The sequence below is a fragment of the Vibrio azureus genome, from assembly GCF_002849855.1.
Lineage (GTDB): Bacteria > Pseudomonadota > Gammaproteobacteria > Enterobacterales > Vibrionaceae > Vibrio > Vibrio azureus.
In genome coordinates this window covers 1-19,753 of sequence record NZ_CP018618.1, presented here as the reverse complement: position 1 = coordinate 19,753, position 19,753 = coordinate 1, and the positions used below count along the sequence as shown (strand labels likewise).

Annotated in this window: 20 protein-coding genes and 2 pseudogenes; 4 read left to right on the top strand and 18 right to left on the bottom strand. The window is 41.2% G+C overall.

Going from position 1 to position 19,753, the window contains the following annotated elements; all coding sequences use genetic code 11:
- Positions 1-11 precede the first annotated feature (11 nt).
- The 11 genes from BS333_RS20935 to mobH all read right to left on the bottom strand — a co-directional run bounded on the left by BS333_RS20935 (position 12) and on the right by mobH (position 9,297).
- The gene (locus tag BS333_RS20935) at positions 12-731 is read right to left on the bottom strand and encodes a thioredoxin domain-containing protein (protein ID WP_021709059.1); all 720 of its coding nucleotides are present in this window, start codon (positions 729-731) and stop codon (positions 12-14) included.
- Positions 732-747: 16 nt separating this feature from the next.
- Positions 748-1,077, bottom strand: coding sequence for a TraA family conjugative transfer protein (gene traA, locus BS333_RS20930; RefSeq protein WP_021709060.1), 330 nt, complete (start codon positions 1,075-1,077; stop codon positions 748-750).
- A 26-nt stretch (positions 1,078-1,103) separates the two neighbouring features.
- A complete protein-coding gene (gene traV, locus BS333_RS20925) occupies positions 1,104-1,706 on the bottom strand; it encodes a type IV conjugative transfer system lipoprotein TraV (protein ID WP_021709061.1) in 603 nt (200 codons plus the stop codon).
- The gene (locus BS333_RS20920; protein ID WP_021709062.1) at positions 1,703-3,016 is read right to left on the bottom strand and encodes a TrbI/VirB10 family protein; all 1,314 of its coding nucleotides are present in this window, start codon (positions 3,014-3,016) and stop codon (positions 1,703-1,705) included. The genes traV and BS333_RS20920 overlap by 4 nt, the downstream gene beginning before the upstream one ends.
- Positions 3,013-3,825: a TraK domain-containing protein gene (locus tag BS333_RS20915; protein ID WP_021709063.1), complete on the bottom strand. Its 813-nt coding sequence runs from the start codon at positions 3,823-3,825 to the stop codon at positions 3,013-3,015. The genes BS333_RS20920 and BS333_RS20915 overlap by 4 nt, the downstream gene beginning before the upstream one ends.
- Positions 3,822-4,424 carry a TraE/TraK family type IV conjugative transfer system protein gene (locus BS333_RS20910; RefSeq protein ID WP_021709064.1) on the bottom strand — a complete coding sequence of 201 codons (603 nt, stop codon included), beginning with the start codon at positions 4,422-4,424 and terminating at the stop codon, positions 3,822-3,824. Before BS333_RS20910 ends, BS333_RS20915 begins: the two co-directional genes overlap by 4 nt.
- A gap of 21 nt (positions 4,425-4,445) precedes the next feature.
- On the bottom strand, positions 4,446-4,745 hold the full coding sequence (locus BS333_RS20905; RefSeq protein ID WP_021709065.1) for a type IV conjugative transfer system protein TraL: 300 nt from the start codon (positions 4,743-4,745) through the stop codon (positions 4,446-4,448).
- A gap of 187 nt (positions 4,746-4,932) precedes the next feature.
- Entirely contained in the window at positions 4,933-5,583 is a 651-nt protein-coding gene (locus BS333_RS20900; RefSeq protein ID WP_033003513.1) for an IncC plasmid conjugative DNA transfer DtrJ family protein, read from the bottom strand.
- A gap of 1 nt (position 5,584) precedes the next feature.
- Positions 5,585-7,132, bottom strand: coding sequence for a conjugative transfer system coupling protein TraD (traD, locus tag BS333_RS20895; RefSeq protein WP_021709066.1), 1,548 nt, complete (start codon positions 7,130-7,132; stop codon positions 5,585-5,587).
- On the bottom strand, positions 7,107-7,439 hold the full coding sequence (locus BS333_RS20890; protein WP_021709067.1) for a conjugal transfer protein TraD: 333 nt from the start codon (positions 7,437-7,439) through the stop codon (positions 7,107-7,109). The genes traD and BS333_RS20890 overlap by 26 nt, the downstream gene beginning before the upstream one ends.
- Entirely contained in the window at positions 7,432-9,297 is a 1,866-nt protein-coding gene (gene mobH, locus BS333_RS20885) for a MobH family relaxase (RefSeq protein ID WP_021709068.1), read from the bottom strand. The genes BS333_RS20890 and mobH overlap by 8 nt, the downstream gene beginning before the upstream one ends.
- Before the next feature lie 139 nt (positions 9,298-9,436).
- On the opposite strand from mobH, the gene BS333_RS20880 reads away from it, so the two are divergent.
- Complete coding sequence (locus BS333_RS20880; protein ID WP_021709069.1) at positions 9,437-9,952, top strand: hypothetical protein; 516 nt, start codon at positions 9,437-9,439, stop codon at positions 9,950-9,952.
- A 199-nt stretch (positions 9,953-10,151) separates the two neighbouring features.
- On the opposite strand, the gene BS333_RS22530 is transcribed toward BS333_RS20880, so the two are convergent.
- The 3 genes from BS333_RS22530 to BS333_RS20865 all read right to left on the bottom strand — a co-directional run bounded on the left by BS333_RS22530 (position 10,152) and on the right by BS333_RS20865 (position 13,325).
- Positions 10,152-10,283 (bottom strand): hypothetical protein, encoded by a 132-nt coding sequence (locus tag BS333_RS22530; RefSeq protein WP_255209433.1) that lies wholly within the window; start codon positions 10,281-10,283, stop codon positions 10,152-10,154.
- An 829-nt stretch (positions 10,284-11,112) separates the two neighbouring features.
- Positions 11,113-12,084: a ParB family protein gene (locus tag BS333_RS20870; protein ID WP_021709070.1), complete on the bottom strand. Its 972-nt coding sequence runs from the start codon at positions 12,082-12,084 to the stop codon at positions 11,113-11,115.
- 8 nt (positions 12,085-12,092) lie between these two features.
- The gene (locus tag BS333_RS20865; RefSeq protein WP_158297105.1) at positions 12,093-13,325 is read right to left on the bottom strand and encodes a ParA family protein; all 1,233 of its coding nucleotides are present in this window, start codon (positions 13,323-13,325) and stop codon (positions 12,093-12,095) included.
- Positions 13,326-13,664: 339 nt separating this feature from the next.
- On the opposite strand from BS333_RS20865, the gene BS333_RS22705 reads away from it, so the two are divergent.
- Positions 13,665-13,889, top strand: a complete 225-nt coding sequence (locus tag BS333_RS22705; protein WP_033003515.1) for a ParE family toxin-like protein — start codon at positions 13,665-13,667, stop codon at positions 13,887-13,889.
- A gap of 29 nt (positions 13,890-13,918) precedes the next feature.
- On the opposite strand, the gene BS333_RS20855 is transcribed toward BS333_RS22705, so the two are convergent.
- The gene (locus tag BS333_RS20855; protein WP_021709073.1) at positions 13,919-14,989 is read right to left on the bottom strand and encodes a replication initiation protein; all 1,071 of its coding nucleotides are present in this window, start codon (positions 14,987-14,989) and stop codon (positions 13,919-13,921) included.
- A gap of 878 nt (positions 14,990-15,867) precedes the next feature.
- Here BS333_RS20855 and BS333_RS22410 point away from each other — a divergent pair.
- Together BS333_RS22410 and BS333_RS20845 are read left to right on the top strand one after the other, a co-directional pair.
- Positions 15,868-15,954 (top strand): annotated as a pseudogene (locus BS333_RS22410) (S24 family peptidase); the annotation flags it as partial.
- Between the two features lie 66 nt (positions 15,955-16,020).
- Positions 16,021-16,212 (top strand): annotated as a pseudogene (locus tag BS333_RS20845) (IS6 family transposase); the annotation flags it as partial.
- A 139-nt stretch (positions 16,213-16,351) separates the two neighbouring features.
- On the opposite strand, the gene BS333_RS20840 reads toward BS333_RS20845, so the two are convergent.
- The 3 genes from BS333_RS20840 to BS333_RS20830 all read right to left on the bottom strand — a co-directional run bounded on the left by BS333_RS20840 (position 16,352) and on the right by BS333_RS20830 (position 19,635).
- Positions 16,352-17,305, bottom strand: coding sequence for a DNA-binding protein (locus BS333_RS20840; protein WP_021709075.1), 954 nt, complete (start codon positions 17,303-17,305; stop codon positions 16,352-16,354).
- A gap of 345 nt (positions 17,306-17,650) precedes the next feature.
- Entirely contained in the window at positions 17,651-18,931 is a 1,281-nt protein-coding gene (locus BS333_RS20835) for a Y-family DNA polymerase (protein ID WP_021709076.1), read from the bottom strand.
- Positions 18,928-19,635, bottom strand: coding sequence for a S24 family peptidase (locus BS333_RS20830; RefSeq protein ID WP_101903986.1), 708 nt, complete (start codon positions 19,633-19,635; stop codon positions 18,928-18,930). Before BS333_RS20830 ends, BS333_RS20835 begins: the two co-directional genes overlap by 4 nt.
- Positions 19,636-19,753: the final 118 nt, after the last annotated feature.

Sequence of the window (19,753 nt, the reverse complement as noted above, 5' to 3'; positions counted from 1 at the left end):
CGTTTATCTCCCTATTTAGTATTCTTTCGTAACCAGCCCAATAACTCGGTAGGCATTCCCACATGGAAAACGTCATTTGGGGCAATAAGCGTTGGTGACTCTTTGATATGCAGAAACTGTGTTAAGCCAAAACTATTCATTACTTGTACTTCCCTGCATTTGCGTTTGCCATAAGCAAACTGCTTATTAACAACCTTTTCTGTTACTTGGTCTGTTGAAAGGGTTTGTGTCTCACATGCAAAAGAGAAGAATGGCTTAATGTTCGATTGGGACATCGCGGTAAATATGTAACGAATCTGGTAGTCAGCCGCATACTTGTTTAACAAGTACATTTCGTTGGCTGAATGCTCCAAAAATGGATCAAGAAAAACCGTCAGAACCTCTGATTTTTCTGGATTCACTCTTATGTCTACAACATCGGTTGTGTTTACATTAATGGTTTGAATTGGGATCTTCTTTGCTGCGTCATGTAGCTGTAATTTGCTGTTAATCTCAGTGTTTTGCCACATGTCATATAGCTGCCCTTTTATAACCCATCGCGGGTTATCGGTTAGTACTACGGACTCACTGCCACCAAAGACAACAACAGAGTTTGCATTAGGTAGTTTTTCGGCTTTACTCGCCTGAGTTAAGGATGCTTTTAACTGTTCTTGAGCACCGTTGGTAGCTAAAGCAGGGGACGCAATCAAAGTTAAACAAAGAGTTGCAGGAATTAGTTTAGTGAATTTCATTACATCCCCCTAAATATTAAAGTACTGCTGAGAACATGCCGGTAATGATGCTTGGTGTGTAGTTCAAACCTAGAGCAGCACCTACACCAACAGCAAATGCCATTAGGCTTTGACGCATAACACCAATGATGATGCCGACAGTAACGAATGCGATAGACACACCTTTACCTAGAGAACCTGTGAGCCAAGCAGTCATTTGAGTCACCCATGTATCAAATGTTTTATCCCCCCCCGCAAATGCGAACGCACTGAATACCACTGCCAGAACAACTAGTGACAAAGCGAACTTCATCCTCATCAAGTTATTTTCTGTAGCCGTAAAACTTACGTTGTTGTTAGTTGCCATCATTTTTCTCCGTTTGGTTTTAATGATTAGTTGTTATCAAAAATTGTTTGTAGTTTTGCTTTCTCGGCTTTTGGTACTCGATATTCCTTCACACTTCGCTGTTCTGATTTGGAAGGGTTTATCAAGGACTTTGTCACCGGTGGAACAATTCTCGTTTTTAAATTGGGATTGACAGTGCCAAGCTCCCAACTACGTTGTTCGATATCGGTGTACACCATCGAAGACAAATGAAGGTCATCATTTGTATCGACAAAAGGAGCAACCCAAACACGTAAGACTTTCACATCTTTTCGCAGTACATCCCCATCGAAACTGAATGATTGAGGTACGTAATTAAATTTTGCCCCATAGGTGGAAATTTCCGAAATCCTTGAAGCAACTTTTTTATTTTCTTTATTTTCAATATCTTTAAGCTCATCAAGCGTAATTTGTCTTGGTTCACCATCTTCGATATAAGTCAGAGTGTCATTCGTTACTAACGTGCCATCAGTAGCCTTATAAATAGTTCTAGACGAACCACAAAGAGCGTTTTCATCGCCAGAAGAACAATTAAATTCGCTCTGACCAACTGCACAGCCACCCAATAACGCCGCAGATAGCAGCACACCAATAGCTTTAACTAAATTCATATCCCAGTCCCATTTGTCACAATCATGTCCACTACTCGACCTGCACCGACTTCAATAACCGGATGCATCGCATCGGCTAGTTTCATGTAGTAGTCAGCGAGTCTATTCATTGCGTCTGACGCACCTTTTGCCGCACCACCTTGTAATGCATCAGTACTAAAAACGTCTTGATACTGTGTTTGCCCATTCGACGTTGTGGACAAAACAGGGACAGGGTTCACATCAAACATGCTGGATAAACCGGCAGCAAAACCTGCCATCATCGAGTTGGCAAGAACCTTTGAATTACGAGTAACTAACGTCCCTTTCAGTCCATTTTTGCCATCTTCGCCAACAGCAAAGCTCCTGAAGTCAGCCTCGATAACTTCTCCATTAACCCTCACACAAGTAATCGACTCCCCTCGCAACATGGCACGTTCTGAACCCAAGTCACCATAACCAGCCATTAGCGCAAAGCATTCGTTTACCTCATCAAGCACAGCAAAGTTAGGTAGGATGGCTTCCTTCTTTATGCGAACCAAAACAGGAATAGGCTCATCGGCAGCTTTAGCAGTAGTAGGAGCATCAAGACCTGTAATCAAAACGCCAGTGAGGATAGAACCTTTCGGCAAATACATTTCAAGCTCGGAGTCCTCTTTCTTAGGGGTAGTGTCCTCGACAATCGTAAATAGCCCTTTTGATCTAGTGTCTGTCTCATCTGCATGTCTAGGTGAAACCACCACATTGCGATCTCCTTGGTAACTTGATGACTCCCCTAAACTCGGTTCCGATCTACCACTATATGAGAATGAAGTACTCGATACCTTTCGCCTTTCAGGGTTCACTTTTAAATCTGGATGCTTAATCTCACCACTTCCCTGTTCTCTTACTAAATCAAGTTTTTTGGAATAAGTTAATTGGTTATCTTTAAAAGCAGCTTGTTCTTGGCGCAGTTTTTCGAGTTGATCATTTAGCTGAGCTATTGTTCGCTGTGCGTTGCGAACATCATTGTTCAACTTGTTAGTATTTTGAACCTTGTTTTCTAAGGCTTCATTTCTCTTGTTGAGAACTTCAACTTCCTTTTCATAGTCATCCATTTTTCGTTTCTGCTGCACCAACTTATCGTTGATGGCTTCGATACCGAACTCTCTGGAATTGCGATCAGTGATGACGTTCTCTACTTCTGGTTTAGTTCTCGGTTTAGACCTCTCAGGTTCAAGGATGATCATGATCGCTACCGCTGCAACAAAGACACCTACTACAGCTAGGGCAACGTAGACACGCCCTTGCTGTGATGGAGAGAAGTATTTGTTCATGAACTTGAGCTTCATTGTGAACCTCCCAATAGAGACTGGCGTTTTCGCTCGTCCTTAGCTGGAACTTTCACTCGATGATACATAACCACAACTTCAGACTTTTGTTTTGGCATTAGCTGATACGTTGGATAAGCAACTACTGCTATGACACCTTCCTCATAACAGAGGTTTTCTTTGAACTTTACGGGACGCGCCGACTTATTTACGACTGTACCAATCGACACAACATAATCACCACCAGAGACAAACTGACCATTATAAAAATCAAAGCTCAACTCTAACTGCTGACACTTTGGCAGATAGTTAGCATTTACATTTTCAACTTGATAACCGGCAGGTAGGTTTCCGGTAGCAATACCAGACATGATCGACACAATGGATTCAGTGCGAGGCGACGAACGTTCATACCTTCGAGCAATCTCAGATCCCCCTTTGATTCCACCTTTCAACACAACTTCTTGTGGTGGAACAGGCATTGGCTTAAAAACAATATCAATCGCTGCTGACTCATCGCCCAATTCAGTTATAAACCCCCCGATATTGGTGTTGAGATTCGTTGCCAAGTACACGACATTGCCTCGGACGTCATGCGTTATCCCTTCACTTTTATCAATCTTAAGCGAAGGGCTCTTAAATGGTGTGACTATACGGTTAGGATGACGATTCGAAATAACATACAACCCTTGCTTTTTATTTTCTGAGCTTGAAGCTTGCTGCGCCGCTGTAGTGTTCGATTTGAACTTAGCCATATCCGTTGCACTTGCCAGAGATGAGACACTACAAACTGCCAAAAGTAATGACACTTTTTTAATCGAGGTTATCATTTATCTGCCTCCAACTTCTTACGGTTTTTTTGCTTCCATTCACCGTCATGTGGAACGTCGTCATACACATTTATGTAATCAAAAGTAGGGGTGTAATTCTGGACATCGAAAATGAACTCATAGGTACGAACATACCTACTCGCCTTTCCTGTCATCCCCTGCAATGAACCTTTACCGGTAACAAACGTTTTGCCATTTTCAACAAACGCACGTTCCGCTGAAAATTTCATGGTCACTTCTTCTTCAACTAAACTAGCTATTTGGTACGCGATAAGGTCATTAACCTTGTGATAGATTTCAGGTGATGCAAAAGGTGCAACGGCAGACTCTACATATGAAGCTGAAGCCGGTGTAATGTTTCCTAACATTCCTGCCAAGTAGAAACCCAAACGTCGATGATTTGCTTCGTTCATTGAACTAGACGAAATCTCGGACTGCTGGCACGACTCATTTAAGTTGTTTATAACAACAATATCTTTCTGGAAGTTCCCCCAAAGTGACACGCCTAGCATGACAACCAACCCCACATTGGCGTAGCTCATTGCCGCACTTTGGCCTTTCATTTCAGAAAAGCTCTTTTTCAATTTTTGGAAATTCATGATTAATCCCTTAGTCCTTTGCTACGAATGCCATTCATCTACTAACGGAGGCTGCATAGAACTTCGATGTTCTATCTTCTCAAAGGCAAATCCCATTTCACGGAAACGATGAATGAAGTAGCCCCTCGGCTTACCATCTCGAATCCTGATATAAGCGACCTTGGCGAAATAACCTGCCAGCAGTCCAAGCATGGGAGAGTTAATAATGATGCCCACGACTAGCCCAATGGCTACCGTTGCAATTTCATCGTACTGCCAGATCAGAAGATGGACGGGTTCATCAGCTAGATCGGGCATTGAGATAGGTTTTTCATCCGACATTTAAACGCCTCGTATTTATTGCCTTTCTCATATGTTAATGATGCTTTTTAATTTCCAAAATCGACGGAGAAAGAAAGACTTCACAGTGGGCGCAATTATCTTCGGTGAAAAAAAAAGCGACAACTTAACAAAGTTAAGCTATCGCTCTAATCTAATTTACATTCTCCGCCCCCTTAATTAGCTACTGCTACACTCGCTTGATTGTGTTCGCAACAATTGTCATGACAGACATTGAGTAGACAGCGCAAGCTATCGGTACAAAATAAACTGGAAGTGCCAGGGGAACAGTAATATAGAACAGAGCAACCAGTGGTAATGAGTACAGAACTCGCCTACTAATGCCATGCCTCATAGGTGATGAGTATTCAAAGCCATGCTTCTTAATTTCTCGTATCCAATATCCACTCATCATTGATGCCACAGTAAAGACACTCAATGCCGCGATCCAGATTTTCAATCCCCACAGTCTGAGTAGAACGAAATCCAAATTGAGCGCCAAGCCCCAAATAGCCTGATCTACACTTTTCCAAAATCCAGTATTGAAGAACAGCCTGTCATTGATATCTTGTCCTTTCAAATACTCGACTGGCAGCAACACTTCTCGGCACCACTGTATAAAGCCCGAATGCACTAGTAGTGAGTCCGACAGATATGACACAGATTCATAAATTTCGATTGATTCATCACTACCGACAAAAAGAGCTATATTTTCCAACTCTTGCTGCATACTGGACTCAACAATAGAAGGTAAAAAGAGTGTCGCTATTAACAATATCGGCATTACCAGAGTAAAAATTAGCTTAATAATAAGCCCTATATCTTTCTTGTCCTTTGCCATATTATTTCCTTGGTTTCGCTAGAATCGGTACCCGACCTTTTTTGATGTTCCCCCCGACAAACGAGGCAACATACTCCAAGTTGGGGAGCTGTCCCATTAGTTGCATTGGAAACATGTCTGCTTCTTCTTCCATTAAACGCTCACCTATGTTCGCTCCTAACCCATCCAACTCATCGTTGGACGCATTAAAGCCCTGTGTTCGCATCACATATCTAACTCTTGTTTTCGGAACCTGTGCCAAGACTCGCTCTTGAGTAGGAACGTCAGCACATCGAAAACTTATGAAATTGTTCGTTGATGCAATTATTTGGTCAGCCTTTGCCTTACTACCCAATTCAGCTTCAAAATCAGAGACCGTCTGTGTCGCTATCCACAAACGGAACCTTGCTCCACGCGCTTTGTTGACCATTTGTATTAACGGCTCACACAGCATTTCACTCGCTTCATCAACAAATAGATTAATGACTTTGTCATCTTCTTCACCGTAGTTGTAGCGATCCGAAGCTACAGCAGCAGCATCAGCAAGAATCATTTTTCCTATTGCGCTCGAAACCAATCTATCCGAAAGTGAATCCGTACCAATGATCAACACCTTGTTGTCAGCGATGATATTTTTCATGTCGAATACACCGCGAGAATCATCTAGGTTGGTTGGCGATAACATTTCTGCCAGCTCACCATTAGTCACTTTAGAAAGGTTAGCCAATAGGTTGCCCGTTGATTGCTCCAACGTTCTTCGCTTATCAATGTACATAATAGCCATTGATTCAATCGTTGCATTTGTGAACTTGGAAGCAACTCTGTTTCGGTAGTAATCAACACAAAGTAACGCTCTCACTTCTTCGTTCGTTGACGATTCTAGCTTCGAGTAGAGCTTATCTTTCCAATCGACTCGATTAACTTCGCACCACGCAATTACCGCCTTTTCAATAAGTAAGCCAAAGTGTTCATAGTAGTAACGAATTGCCGTGAGCGTAACTTGTTCGTTAATTAGGTGCATAGCGTCGATCAAATACTGCAATACGGTGTTGGCAATATCTCGATAAAATGAGTCTCCATCTTCCGGTATAAGTGCAGTGACCCTTGCTGCCAACTCAGAAGAGCGTGAAAAGTTTTTTAGAGGGTTAAGCCTAATTGTGTCTCTTGGATAGGCAGGATGCCACATGAGATATCGATCAGGCTCTCCCATCGCTGCACATGTTCGTTCAGCAATAGCTCTAATGTCCTTATCGCCTTTCGGGTCTAGAAAAATACAGCATTCTTTCCTCAAGATAAGCTGAGTAAGCACAAGATCGAAAAAGCGAGTTTTACCAGAGCCAGAAGCACCAGTGATAAGAGTGTGTAAATCAGCCCACTTGAACATAAATCGGATATCTTCTTCTTTGTCCAAGATGCCATGTATATATCCACTACCTTCAGTGACATTTTGCTTACCAATGATGTCATCCATTTCACGTTTGGTAATGTCGTAGATTAATTGAGCCTCGTTGTAACCTACAGAAGCTCCCCACCCCAGGAATAAGCTATTTTTTACTGTTTCGTTGGACACGCTCTATCACCTCTCCATCTATACCAAACATCTTCAGTGTTTTAGTGCTACTTGGATCTATAAACTCCAATGGATAGCCTTTTAGTCTTTTCTTTCTAATATGAATTTCGAAAGCTTTATGACCGGTGACAATACCAATGACAATACAAGCAAGTGCCGCATACCAATACGTTTGCTTGGGTACTTCAAAAAAATAAGGCAGACAAAATAGAATCACTGCGGCAATCAGCCACGTAGCGATCAAGTACGCTTCGTAATTCGTTCTGTAGGGAAAGTTGTATTTGGTCGGGTTCGTACTATCAGTCATTGATTACAATCTCCGGTGAATCAAACAGATCAAGCATCGACACATTTTTAAGCTCTAACTCTGCTTTCATGACAATATCCATCACTGCGTCATTTGGAACTTGAATACGCTGTTCTTGAACTTCATAGTCGTAGTGTTTGGCAATGAATTGAGCTATTGGAGTGGTAAAGCTAACGATAGATAGATGCTCAGTAGTATGTGGCTCAGATTTCTCATTCAATTCTGAATGTCTAGATGAAACACTATCAGTCACTTCAACTATTGTATTACCTGAACTCTTTGTATCTACAAGCTCAGTTTCGTTCAGTCTAGTATCAGGTTTTACTTCAATATCTTTTGGGGAATCTATTTTCTGTTGCGACACCTGAACTGCCTTTTTCTTTTCAGCAGCTTTTAAGGAGATAGACTTGCCAATATTCTTGAGCACACCAATATTCTTGAGCACACGCCCCATCGTTTCCTTACTGGTTTCATGTGTCTTTTGCTTATGCATGTTGCCACTGACTGTGTAATCACTTGGCTCAACAAATATTTCTTCAATAATTTCGTTATCCGGTACAACTTGCTCTTTTAATTTTGGTGTATCAGCCTGTTCTTGTACCGGCTTCACTACTTTCGGACGCTTTGAGTGCTCCTTGAGTGAATAGAGCTTTTCTGGCTCTAGGACTAAACGTTGGATATTACGAAACTTCAGAACCTTAACTTTCACTGGTTTCTTGGCATCACCGAGTATTTCAGGGTATATGTCAAAATACAGTTCATCACCATTACTCGTAACTTGCCCTTCTTCAACCATGATTCGGGCAAGAACTTCAGGGACAGATGGAATGTTGTACCCTGCATTTACCATTTCTTCGATCAATTCAGGTACAGCGTTATTCCAAACTACATACAGTTGTTCTTCAACAAACCACAGGTACGCAGACTTCTCATTTACCTTCCATTTTCCAATTAGGATGTAATGACGAATCAGGTCGCAAAGTAATTCTGAAAGCGGGACTCGCTTGATCTCTTTTGTAATGTGAGAGTTACGAGAGAACATATCAGCTTTCGTGGACGCGCTATCCGCTTCGGCAATAATTTGCGGCATCGGATGAGACATTTTTGTCTTGCCGACACTTGCCAACATCATTGAGTGAATGTGCTTACCGTCATAGCACTTCTCCAACCACGACCAAGTTTTGGCAGGAATCAAACGCTCCATCATAACCAGTGAAGCATTTTGATGCTTCATATGCCTATCGCGGTTCCATGTAATGAAGTAACGTTCTATCTGGTGTTCAGCCGCCCAATCATGGATCGTCGTACCGCTTTGAGCATCCCAAACAACTCGTTCAGATGTTTTCGCATTACCATTGTGGACTTGTACATCTGCTAGTATCTTACCGGCATCATGCAAAAGCCCCGCAAGTATTGTTCCGGTGCGCCATTGAATATTGCTTTGCTGTGTTTCGGTCAAACTACCAACGGTAACTGGAAAATGTGTCATCTGCGCAGCTCTCATAGAACGATGCGCAACATCTAGTGAGTGCGAGACTAAACCACCGCCAGTGGCGTGATGTTTGTACTCCGAGGCGGGAAGTAAGTCTGCATATCGAATGAAACTTTCAAACACCGGATATATGTATTCGTTAAAGACTTCTTTGCTAACGCCAATTTCATTTCTAATAGCATTAATTTGCCCCTGCATACGCTCAAGCAACACATGAGGCTGAACCACAGGAATACCTATTGGATTTGGAGGGTATCCAATAGCATCGTCATCGAGGTTATTTAAACCATACATCTCGCGCTTTGAGCCTACCAATGCTTGCTTATCAGCTTGCCAAACTAACTTCTTGAACCAACGTTTAAGCATTTTTCATACACTCCAAAAGCAAGGCGAGAGACCACCTATATTTCCCAGAAAAACCATATTTTCATAGACCTCTAAACTTTGGAAATCACCTCTAAATGTTACATTGGCGGTATAAGTTTCCTAAATCCAAGAGAGTGATATGCGTACAGCAACAAAGACTTATCCATTTTCCGCTAGTCAATTCGTAACTTGGGGTACGCACCGTTCAATCTCACAACGAATTAAGGGCATTATTGAGCATCACGCTCACCACATTGCCGTAAGCAGATATCAACTTCAGTCAGTCCCACAGCCACAAAACGTATATTCTTGGCTAAACAATGAAAACATGCCCTCCGTTGTACGCTTGGCTACCTTGGCAAAGTCTGAAGAAAACATTGCATTTTTGTTCAGAGACTTAAATCTATATGGACGGATAGACCAAATGTATCAGTACGATGGAACGTTCTTTCTCGTAGATACCAAATCCCATGCATCCCCAACATTTTCAGATCAATTGCAGTTAAGCTTTTATTCTTTCATTCTGTCCCGATTGGGATACAGAATGGCTCCTGCTGCGTTTGTTCGCTCATGCTGTGGAAATCAAGTTCACTATGAAGAAGTTGACATTATTCCTCATGATGCAATGTCAGAGATTATCGGAGAGGTGGAGTAGGGAAGTCACCTTAACAAAGTTAAGATAGAGAAAGGGCAAGCTATGGGCTTGCCCTTATTGTTTTTACCAGTACATCTAGCCAGTAATGTTAAGTATCATTGATGCATAGTGTTTGAGTGTCGGTTCAAAGAAGACAACCCCAATCAAACCAGTCATCGCATAGACATTTAGAAACTTAGTGATTCTTTCTTTCATAATCTTATTGCTCCCGTAGTGTTGTTTGATGTGAACTTCCTAATTGTTCAAGCATAGATAGAAAGTCAGACCAACTCATGCTTTCAATTTTCACTGGCTTTCCGGTTTGAAAAGCTGTTATGATTTTCTCAGCCATTATTACTAATCCCATTAATAGTTCTGGCAGGTGGTTTTTAACCATCCGGCTCTTGAAGGTGCGAACTTCAAGAGCCTTTTCATTTCAATTGTTACCGACTGAGCAAAATACGGTTAACTCCCACCTGAACCCATTTAAAATGATTCCCATCAACAATCAGTTTTGCTTTTGGAAATCGCCCCATAACATTTTCAAGTGCAAGCTCAAGGTCACACTCATCTGTAAATTGTTCTGGTTGCTAACTATATCCAGACTATCATTAACGTTTTAGTTCCAAAGAAAAAGGCATAGGATGGAGTGGCTTTTCTACTTTATTTTTTTCGGAGCGATACCAGCTTTCGTATCCGTTTGCTACTTGCTACCTAAAGCTTCATGGACAACCCGAATCAAAGTAGTTGCGAGTCGGGGATTATTGAAAATTCCATTTGGCTTAATCTTTGGCTTCCTTGCCATACTACTCATAGAAATGTTCAGAGTGGGTGTTATTACGAATGGAATTCATTGGGTTACACTTTCACTCTCAATATACCTGCTATTAGCTTGGCTCTACCTATTCCTTTATAAACTGATGCTGAACAGAATATTTAAACAAGCGATTACTTGGTCAGCGATTATCAATAGTATAATGTTGGAGGTAGGGATTATTGTCGCGTTTATTGTTACGGGATTGGGTCTTTCACTTGCTCTAAGCTAATCACCTATCCGTCAACGCTACTGCTGTGACAACCCCCATTGTTTTGCTGTGACAACCCCCATTGTTTTACTTAAAATAATCGCCTAACCCCTTGTTATATAAGGTCTAAACCGTCACTGTGATGAAAGGTTGTTTTTACTCATCACCAGATAAAACACGTTTGATGTATGCATCAATCTTGTTCATCTTTTCAGAGCCAATGCGAGAGAACTCGAATTTCACCATGTTTCTATCAGCACTGCGACTTACCTTGGCATAAGCGTTTTTGTCATCAAACTCAGCCAGCTTATGTGTTTTCCATGTGGCTTTTTTAGGCTTACCGGTAGTATTCTCTACGACGAACGATTCCAGTAAATCTAAGGTTTCTCTTTGGCTTTCAGAAACGTCCTTGGTCAAACCAGTCAGGTTCTTTTTGAACTCTGCCATTGATTTGTCAATTTCTTTACCCGCTTTAATTAGTGCTCTTTGGTGTTTGGCAAGCTTGCTGTAGAAGCTATTTGGTATACCCTCAAAATCCACAAATACTTTGCGCATTGAAAGCTCAACATTATTCGCTTCGAGTCGCTTACGTAATGACTCCCTACCGATTGAAAGAGCTGCTGCTAAGTCTTCAACCTTAGTATTTTCAACATCAATACCTTGACGTTCCGCTATGGTCAAAAGATACCTTGCATGTTCAGGGTATGACCAACGCTTAACCTCTTGGCTATCGTTGATGATACCAAGCATTTGATCATCCCTAACACCTTCCTGTAACTCCCACAGTGGTAAATCAACACCACCATTGATACACGAAAAACGACGACGACTTGCATCTAAAAGCAATAGCTTGCCAGTAGTAGGGCATCTAATAGCAACGCCCTCCTGGTTAACGCCGTTCTCACAGATAGACGGGAAAATGTCTCTGACAGCGTCTAACGTAAGTGCTTCTTGGTTACGTGGGTTGAGAGGGTGAATATCTGTTTTGGACTCTACTTCAGATGCAGGGATGACAACACGTTTCGCCGTTACTGTCCCTTTTAAATATGTTCGAGTCTGAGAGCTGGTTAGGCTACTAGTGCGTGACTTGGCGCTGCCAGTCAACAAGCTCTTGCCTTTTTTCATCATAGATTCACCTACTTATTGTTCTTACTTGTTAACGCTTTCAAATCAGAGATAAACGTATTGTATACCTCGTTCACAGAATTGATTGCATCATAGTATTGAATATCAGTACATGTACTTTCAGAACGAATGATGTCATAGATAGTACGATTCTTGTCGGCAGCTTCATGGAAGAACGGGCTATGCTTAATAGCCTTAGTGATCATATCGCTCCCCACCGTTCTTAGAAGTCGATCATAAGTCTTGCGCTCTTGCTTATTAGCCTCGTTGTAGTTTACTGGCAAGATTTTGAACCACTTCACGTTGTCACCTTGAGATGGTAAATCCTCTAACTGCTCAGACATAGTTAGAAGGTAAGACATTGTACTAACGTAGTCGTAAGTTCTTGGTGTTACAGGAGAAAGGATCATGTCGGCAGCTTCAATAGCTGACCAAGTAATAGGACTGTTCTGAGGTGGCAGGTCTAAATAAATGATGTCGTATTGTGATTTCAGAATTGGCACAACTTTGTTAGCAAACGCTGTCAGTAACTCAACACGCTTTTCTTTGTCCAGTGACCAGTAAAGCTTTGTAAACTGCTCATCCGTTGGGAAAGCAGTCATGACATCGAGGTTTGGTAAATGTGTCGAGAATGGAGCCGCTAGAACCACATCCTCAAAACTATGTCCTGCTTCTTGAAACTCAGTTGCTTCATTTACAAACTCTTGAGAATCAAACTCTTTAAATAGTGAGCGAAGCAAGTCAGATAGTGTGATGAAAACTTCTTCACTCTCATCCTCTACGTTAATAATACCTCGCGCACTGCCTTGAGGGTCGAGGTCAATAATAAGAACACGAGCATTCAGATTAAGGTCTAGCGCCGTCTTAACAGCAAGTGATGTGTTCGTCGTGGTTTTACCCGTACCACCTTTGTAGTTGCTGACTAACACAACTGTTGAATCATGATTATCAGAGAACTTTTCAAAGCCAAAGTGGTTCATTACGGCATGCACTTGTTCTAGTGTAAACATGTGGCTTCTATTGTAGAAGTAGGGTTCATCAATAACACCTTCTTCAATCAACTGTGCGATTCGCTTGTTATACGTGTTTTTCGATAAACCAAGAATATCGACACCTAGAGTAGTTTTGTTAACAGCATGGTTATGAACTAGGCGAGTTACACCATTTTCCAAAAGGTCATCTTTAAAACGAATCGCTGACTGTTCTAACAGTTCTTCTTTAAGCGATACGTTTTCATGAAACATTCTGGTTCCCAGGTCGGTAGCTTTTTCTTTGAAGTTCATGCGTTATTGATCCTGTTGAGTATGTCCTTTGAGTTAAAAATAGACTACATGCTAATTGAACCAATAACAAGTTCATTTTTAATTTTTTGGTTCATTTTTGGTGAAATCAAAAATCACATTTAATAAGTTGTTTTCTTATTAAATGTTATCAGCACAGGCGAACGTAAACTTCAATGGAGGGTAAAAATATATAAGCAACTAATAAGTTATTTTCTTATTAAATATTAATTTAGGAAAGAGCTAATAGGGTGATACTTTGAAACTATAAGGTTATAAAATTAAAGAGAGGATTTGACCAGCATGAATATTATCTATCCTAAAAACGCACCCGAAAAACTTAGAAAGAAGACAGAGAAAGCACTAAGAATGCTTAGCGAAGGAGCAATAAGATTCCGTGTATCAAGTCGGTACGGCTATAAAACCCTCAGCTTGGGCAAGTACGAAAGGATGGTAAAGACCGGTGAAAGCATACATATCTTCAGCCAACATAGTGACTATGAAAAGTTTATCAACCAAGCAAGGTAGATAGGGGAGCCTTGCTTGGTTTGGCTAAGTTATTTCTTTAAGAACATTTGTTCAAACATGTTGTCTACCTCACGGCGTTTTTCAGCCAGCTTCAGTTCTTCTTCATTCGGTTCATCTGGAATCCTATTGCTCTCAACAAGTTTATTTATTTCATCTTCCAGAACTTCAGCATGTCCTTCATTGCCAAGTCGTAAAAACAAACTATGAATCTCACGCAGTGTTGGTAGAACATCACCACCTTCAGATTCAATGTCTTGCTTCTGTTGCATCAAAGAAGATATTTTGCTGTAACAAGCTTCAGCTTCCTTAAGGCTAAGTTGGTTCTTCCACTTGACCAAAAATCGAATTTTACAACCGCCATCGCTGCTTGGCTCAACCTCATACCCTTGTAGTCCGTCCTTAGTGATGATTTCTAACTTATCTTTAGCGATTGGATTCGTAGCAATATCAGCAAGTGCAGGGGCAATAATCCGACTAATAAAGGCACTATGCCTAATGTATGTTTTCTTGAGTACTTTGCCTTTGTCGGTTTTAACACCAAATAGTACCTGAAGCTTATCCACCGAAATGAAATACATTTCAGTCTGATTGGAACGGTAACGGCACAAAAACTCAAAAACTCTTTTAGTGTTGGGATTTGTAAGCTTCTTAAATATATTGTTATCAATTTTGGCGTGACCATTTTTGTGAGAGTTGATGATGTATAGCTCTCTAAGTTCGCCGTTAGGTTTAATTGTAAGCGTTCCATCAGCATAAGTGACTTTAGCTAAAAGCGGATAGTACGCGAACGACCCCTTGTCATCTTCGATCCCTATTTGTTTCTCACCAAGAGACTTAGCGGGTTTCTTCAGGGTTGTAGCCAGGTACTTAACATCAATATCAAACCATTGAGTTAACTGACTCGTGTTGAATCTGTATTCAGGAACAAAATGTTGATCGTTATTCTTGTTCCAATCACTTTCTTTCATATGGGTTAGCATCAGTGCGAACATGTCCATCATTCGGCATGTAAGGCTAGTTGACGCATAAATTAACCCATGCGTTTTAAAGTGATAATCTAAGTGGTCTTCAGTAACCAGCTCTATATTCTTTTCCGTCATACGTGTACTTAAATTTGTTGTTTCACCACAACACTCGGTCCAATAGACACGAAACTCAGTTTATATTAGCACAAGACTAAGTAAAAACCAGCACAAAACTCAGTTCACAATGGGAGGCATGTCATGAGTTTTTACTAGTAGCATTTTCACAAAGAGCATGTATCCCCATGAAAGTAAAATCTTAAGGTGTTGATTTAAAACATTTAATTCATTATACCATTTGTATTGGGATTTCCTAAACCTCAAGTTTTAAATGAACTCTCTGAATAAACCCACCACAAAAAAAAGTAAAAAACCACAAAACTCAGTACAAAAATCACAAAACTAAGTTCAACCACCACAAAAATAAATACAACCAGCACAAAAATAAGTTCAAACCATCCAAAAACCAGCGTAAGTTCATAAATTTTAAGTGCTAAACCACAAAAAAAATTTATGAGTTCAGATGTATGTATGCTTTTAATGAACCTTATACCTCATGACCACACAAACAAACCTGTGCAAAACCTGTAGATATCCTGTGATTTACCACAAAAATAAATTCAAGTAGCCACAAAAAAAAGTCGAAAGATCACAAAATTAAATCTACCTATCACAAAAAAATGATCCTTCAGCACAAAAAAATGATCATTTCGCACAAAATCAAATACATAAACACCAAAAAAAATACACAATAAGAAAAGAAAAACTTTATTAATCAGCGCCCTACGTGGTTATTTCGCTCCTTATAGGTATATATAAGATCTTAGAGGTGATCAAAGGTTTTCAAAAGTAAATTAAAGGTAAGATCATAGGTTTATAAAAAGAACAATAAAGTATTTTTCTATTTTTGTTAACTTAACAATATTGAGCATAACTGATGTTAGTTTAAGAAAGTCATTCTTGTTTTTGCCAGTGCAGGGATTACTGGTTTTGAATCACTGGCGGCAGAATACCGTCAGTTACCTTTAGATCTCGATGCATTGGGGCTTGTTGCAAAAACCTCACAGCCCGCAAGACTTTAACTATGATTGACCACTGAGCAATGCGTTATGGCCAAGTCTGAATTTACATGGCGACATTTCATCCTTGAACTTATCTTATGGTGTGTGCGGTGGTATGGCACTACCGCAATGAGCTACGCAAACCTCAGTGATATGTTAGCCGAACGCGGTGTATTAATGAATCGCTCCACGATTTATTCTTCTCTCATAAGCGCAATAAAGAGGCGCTCAGATAGACACCTCAGTCGCATCTTCTATTTTACAAAAAAATCCTGACAAAAACTGTGTTTAATGTATTGGAAGATTAAACACAGTTCACTACCACAATGTCTTTAATGTCGGTAATGGTTAGAGTATCTGACAGACAGTCCGGTCCGTTTTATTTACTTCTAAGAGCCACAGACAAAGATTCACGCTCTCGTTCGGATAGAGACAAGTCGCTTTGCAGTTGAGATATTTGTCTTTGCAGCTCAACCAGTTGACCTTGTGCCGCGGCTAATTGTTTACTGTCAGATTTCGCGTCTGTCAACTCTCCAGATAAACGCTCAATTTCCGCTTTGCGGCTTTCTTCTTGAGTTCGTAACTGAACGACAGTTGTACGCTCATTAGCCAGTAGATGCAGTGCTTCATCGTGTTGGAGTTGTGTCTTTTCATGGAGAGCTTGCTCAATCTCTCTTTTGGCTTGATCGACAGTGAGCAACTTCACTTGCTCTCGTAAGCCTGTGCATTCTTGCTCAGCTTTATCGGCTCGTAGGTTTGCCGCTTGTACCAGGCTTTGTGCTTCACTTTTTGCGTTGAGGACTAAAAGCTCACATTTATTTTCATTATCAGAAATCGACTTTTCAGTTTCTTTCTTAGCTTCTTCGCTCAAGGCTATCGCTTCGGTCGCCCTTTGCTCGGCCTTGTCGACTTGTTCAAGGGCTTTGGTTGCTTTTTCATTGGCTTCATTGATTAATTGGGTTGCTTTAGCTTCAGCCATTTCAATACGGTGGAGGCAGTCTTTTTCTTTTTCCTCCAATAGCTCTATAGCCTCATCTAACTGAGCTTTTTGGTCGGAGAGCATTTGTTGAAGAGTCGCAGTTTTACGTTCGACAACGCTCTGCATTTCATCCGCTAATAACTGAGCAATCTTACTACTACCTAGCTCATCAGCCATCTTTAACACTTCAGCATTTCGCTTGTCGTTAAAGTCGCGTAAAAGCTTGGAGACGGTTTCAGTCTTGCCACCTGTCACTTGCATAACATTGCGAACCGATGGTTTAGTCCCTTGATTTAACATTGCAGTGGCAGCTTTTGATACCAAATCAAAGGTCACGCCTGATTGTTCCGCCATGGTTGAACACTCCAAATAAACTTAACTGAATAAATTATAGCCCATTGGGAAACGGGTAACAAGTGTTTCCCAATAAATTCGTTTCCCTTGTGAACTTAAAAAACACCATGACGGTGGTCGATTCAAGGGTTTGAAGGGATACGGATACTGAATGAAGGCCAGTTTGATTTTTGATTACGTCGTGATGAGTCGAAACTGAGGATGCAGTAGAGTTCCGCCTTCCTCAATGAACTCTTCAATATCTTTGGAATTTACGCATGAAAAGAGGTGCTCAGATAAGCACCTCAGTCACATCTACTATTTTTACAACTATCCTTGTAAAAGTGTGCTTGGTGTATTGGAAAATTAAACACAGTTCACTACCACAATGTCTTTAATGTCGGTGTAGTAGTTCTCCAGCTCTAACATTTCTATTTCACCTTGTCGTTCTTGGTAGCCGCGTTGCTGGCTCGCAAAACCGATCACACCTTTACCGAAACGATCGTTCAGTATATCTAGGGTACTGTTCAAGGTGTCTTTGTTATCAAATCGATTAAATAGCTCGAACTGTTTTACTTCAGCATCAATAAGGCTAGGGGCACCGACACCAACTTTGTATATCGGTTGCTTGGCAAGGTTATCGGGGAGCAAATCTTCGAACAAGGCACGTAATTGTTTCAGAGCAAAACAGGTATCGGTTAGGCCGTTCTCTAAGGCGAGTTCACCACGACGATAAAACGGTGGGCAACGGTCGTATTTTGAGGTACTTACAAAGACGGATAGAGTTTTCATCTCGCTTTTTTGGTCTCGTATTTTTCGCATTACTTCAGCGCAGTGGTGGGCTAACTCTGCAAAAAGGTCGTCTTGATGGTGTAAGCGATCACGGTAAGAAGCGGTAGACCATATCTGTTTTTTCTTTTCTCGCTCAGCGGAAAAGTCCAAACAGGTAATGCCATTGAGCTCTGATATGACGTTGGCTACGTTGATGGAATAACGTTTTTGATAGGTTTTGATATTGCACTGTTTGAGTTGGTAGGCTGTTACAATGCCTTCTTGTGTCAGGTGTTTATTCAGTTGTCTTCCAATGTTCCAAAGCTTACCTACGGGCATTTGCTTTAAAACCATATCGGTTTCTTTTTCACTGAGTAATACACATTGTCCCTGGTAAGGTTGGCAGTTCTTCGCCGCCCACGAGGCGACTTTGGCCAAGGTCAGAGTTTTACCGACACCTGCTCCTGTCGGTACGCCAGTTTCTTTGTAGATGGCTTTGCGTAAGTTTTGTACGTACTCATTAAGATCGACGTTAATGCGGTGCAGGTGGCTCACATCAAAAAACATTTCATCTACGCTATAGCGCATGGAACGAGCACCTTCTATGCGCTTTTCAAGGGCTGTCATAAAGCGATCTGAATGGTGAGAAAAGGTGTTGAAGTTGGCTTTATACACAATGCCTTTGTGCATCCGTAAGCGGTCTATTTCTTCCCAAATTGGGGTGAATTTTGCAATACCGATGTTAGTGCAAGCGCGGTTAGCTGCAATGGAGATCCCTTGGCCAGCTGTGACCAGTAATGGGGTGTTTCTTAGGGCGGGCTTGTAGGTCACGCATGCTTCTGCATAAAAACGTGTGCCATCACACAAACAGATCATAAGGAAATAGGGCGGTGTAGCCGTAAGCTGTAACGTACAACGCCGTGTAGGCGAGTGTAATCGTCTGGGTTCATTTGGTATGGCTTGAAGCTGGGATTATCTGAATACAGGGTTCTGTTGTGCAGGTTGACGCGTTTTACGACAAGATCGTTGTTTAAGGAAAGCACGATAACGTCTTCATTCTCGGGGGTTAGGTGGCGCTCCAATACTAGAATATCTTGGTCCCAAATGTACGGCAGCATGGAGAGGCCAGCTGCACGACATAAGATGGTGGAATGCTCTTGGGTGATCACAAGTTGGTGTAGGTCGAGTTCGGTTAAATCATGGTGCCATGGTAATAACGGCGGTTGTCTGAAGTGATGGATAGAGAGAGTGATAACGCCAATGACATGTAAGTCATCCCACTCTTTGTCTGATGCAGCAATGTGTTGGCATAGCTCGTTCCAACGAGCGATATGGTTTTCGCCGTGTTGCTCAAATACAACAAGATCGCTGTTTAGAGGCTGAAAGACACTATCTATGAGTAACCAGTCTCCTTTAGCGATCCCCAGCCTTTTGTAAGTACTATCGGCAGCCAGTAATCGCATAGATGAATGGCTATGTACAAACATTGTTTGTAGGTTTAGCGATTTTTTTCGAAAGCGAATAGTGGGGTTTTCAAAGCCGGTGATCCCTGCCTGTACGTAAGTGTTAAGTGTAATCATTTTTAAATATAACTGTATGCATGTACAGTTATATTAGGATCATTTTGTGTAGGTGGCAAGGTTTGAGAAGCTTGGCCATAACACCTTGCTCAGTGATGAACCACAGTCAAAGCTTCGC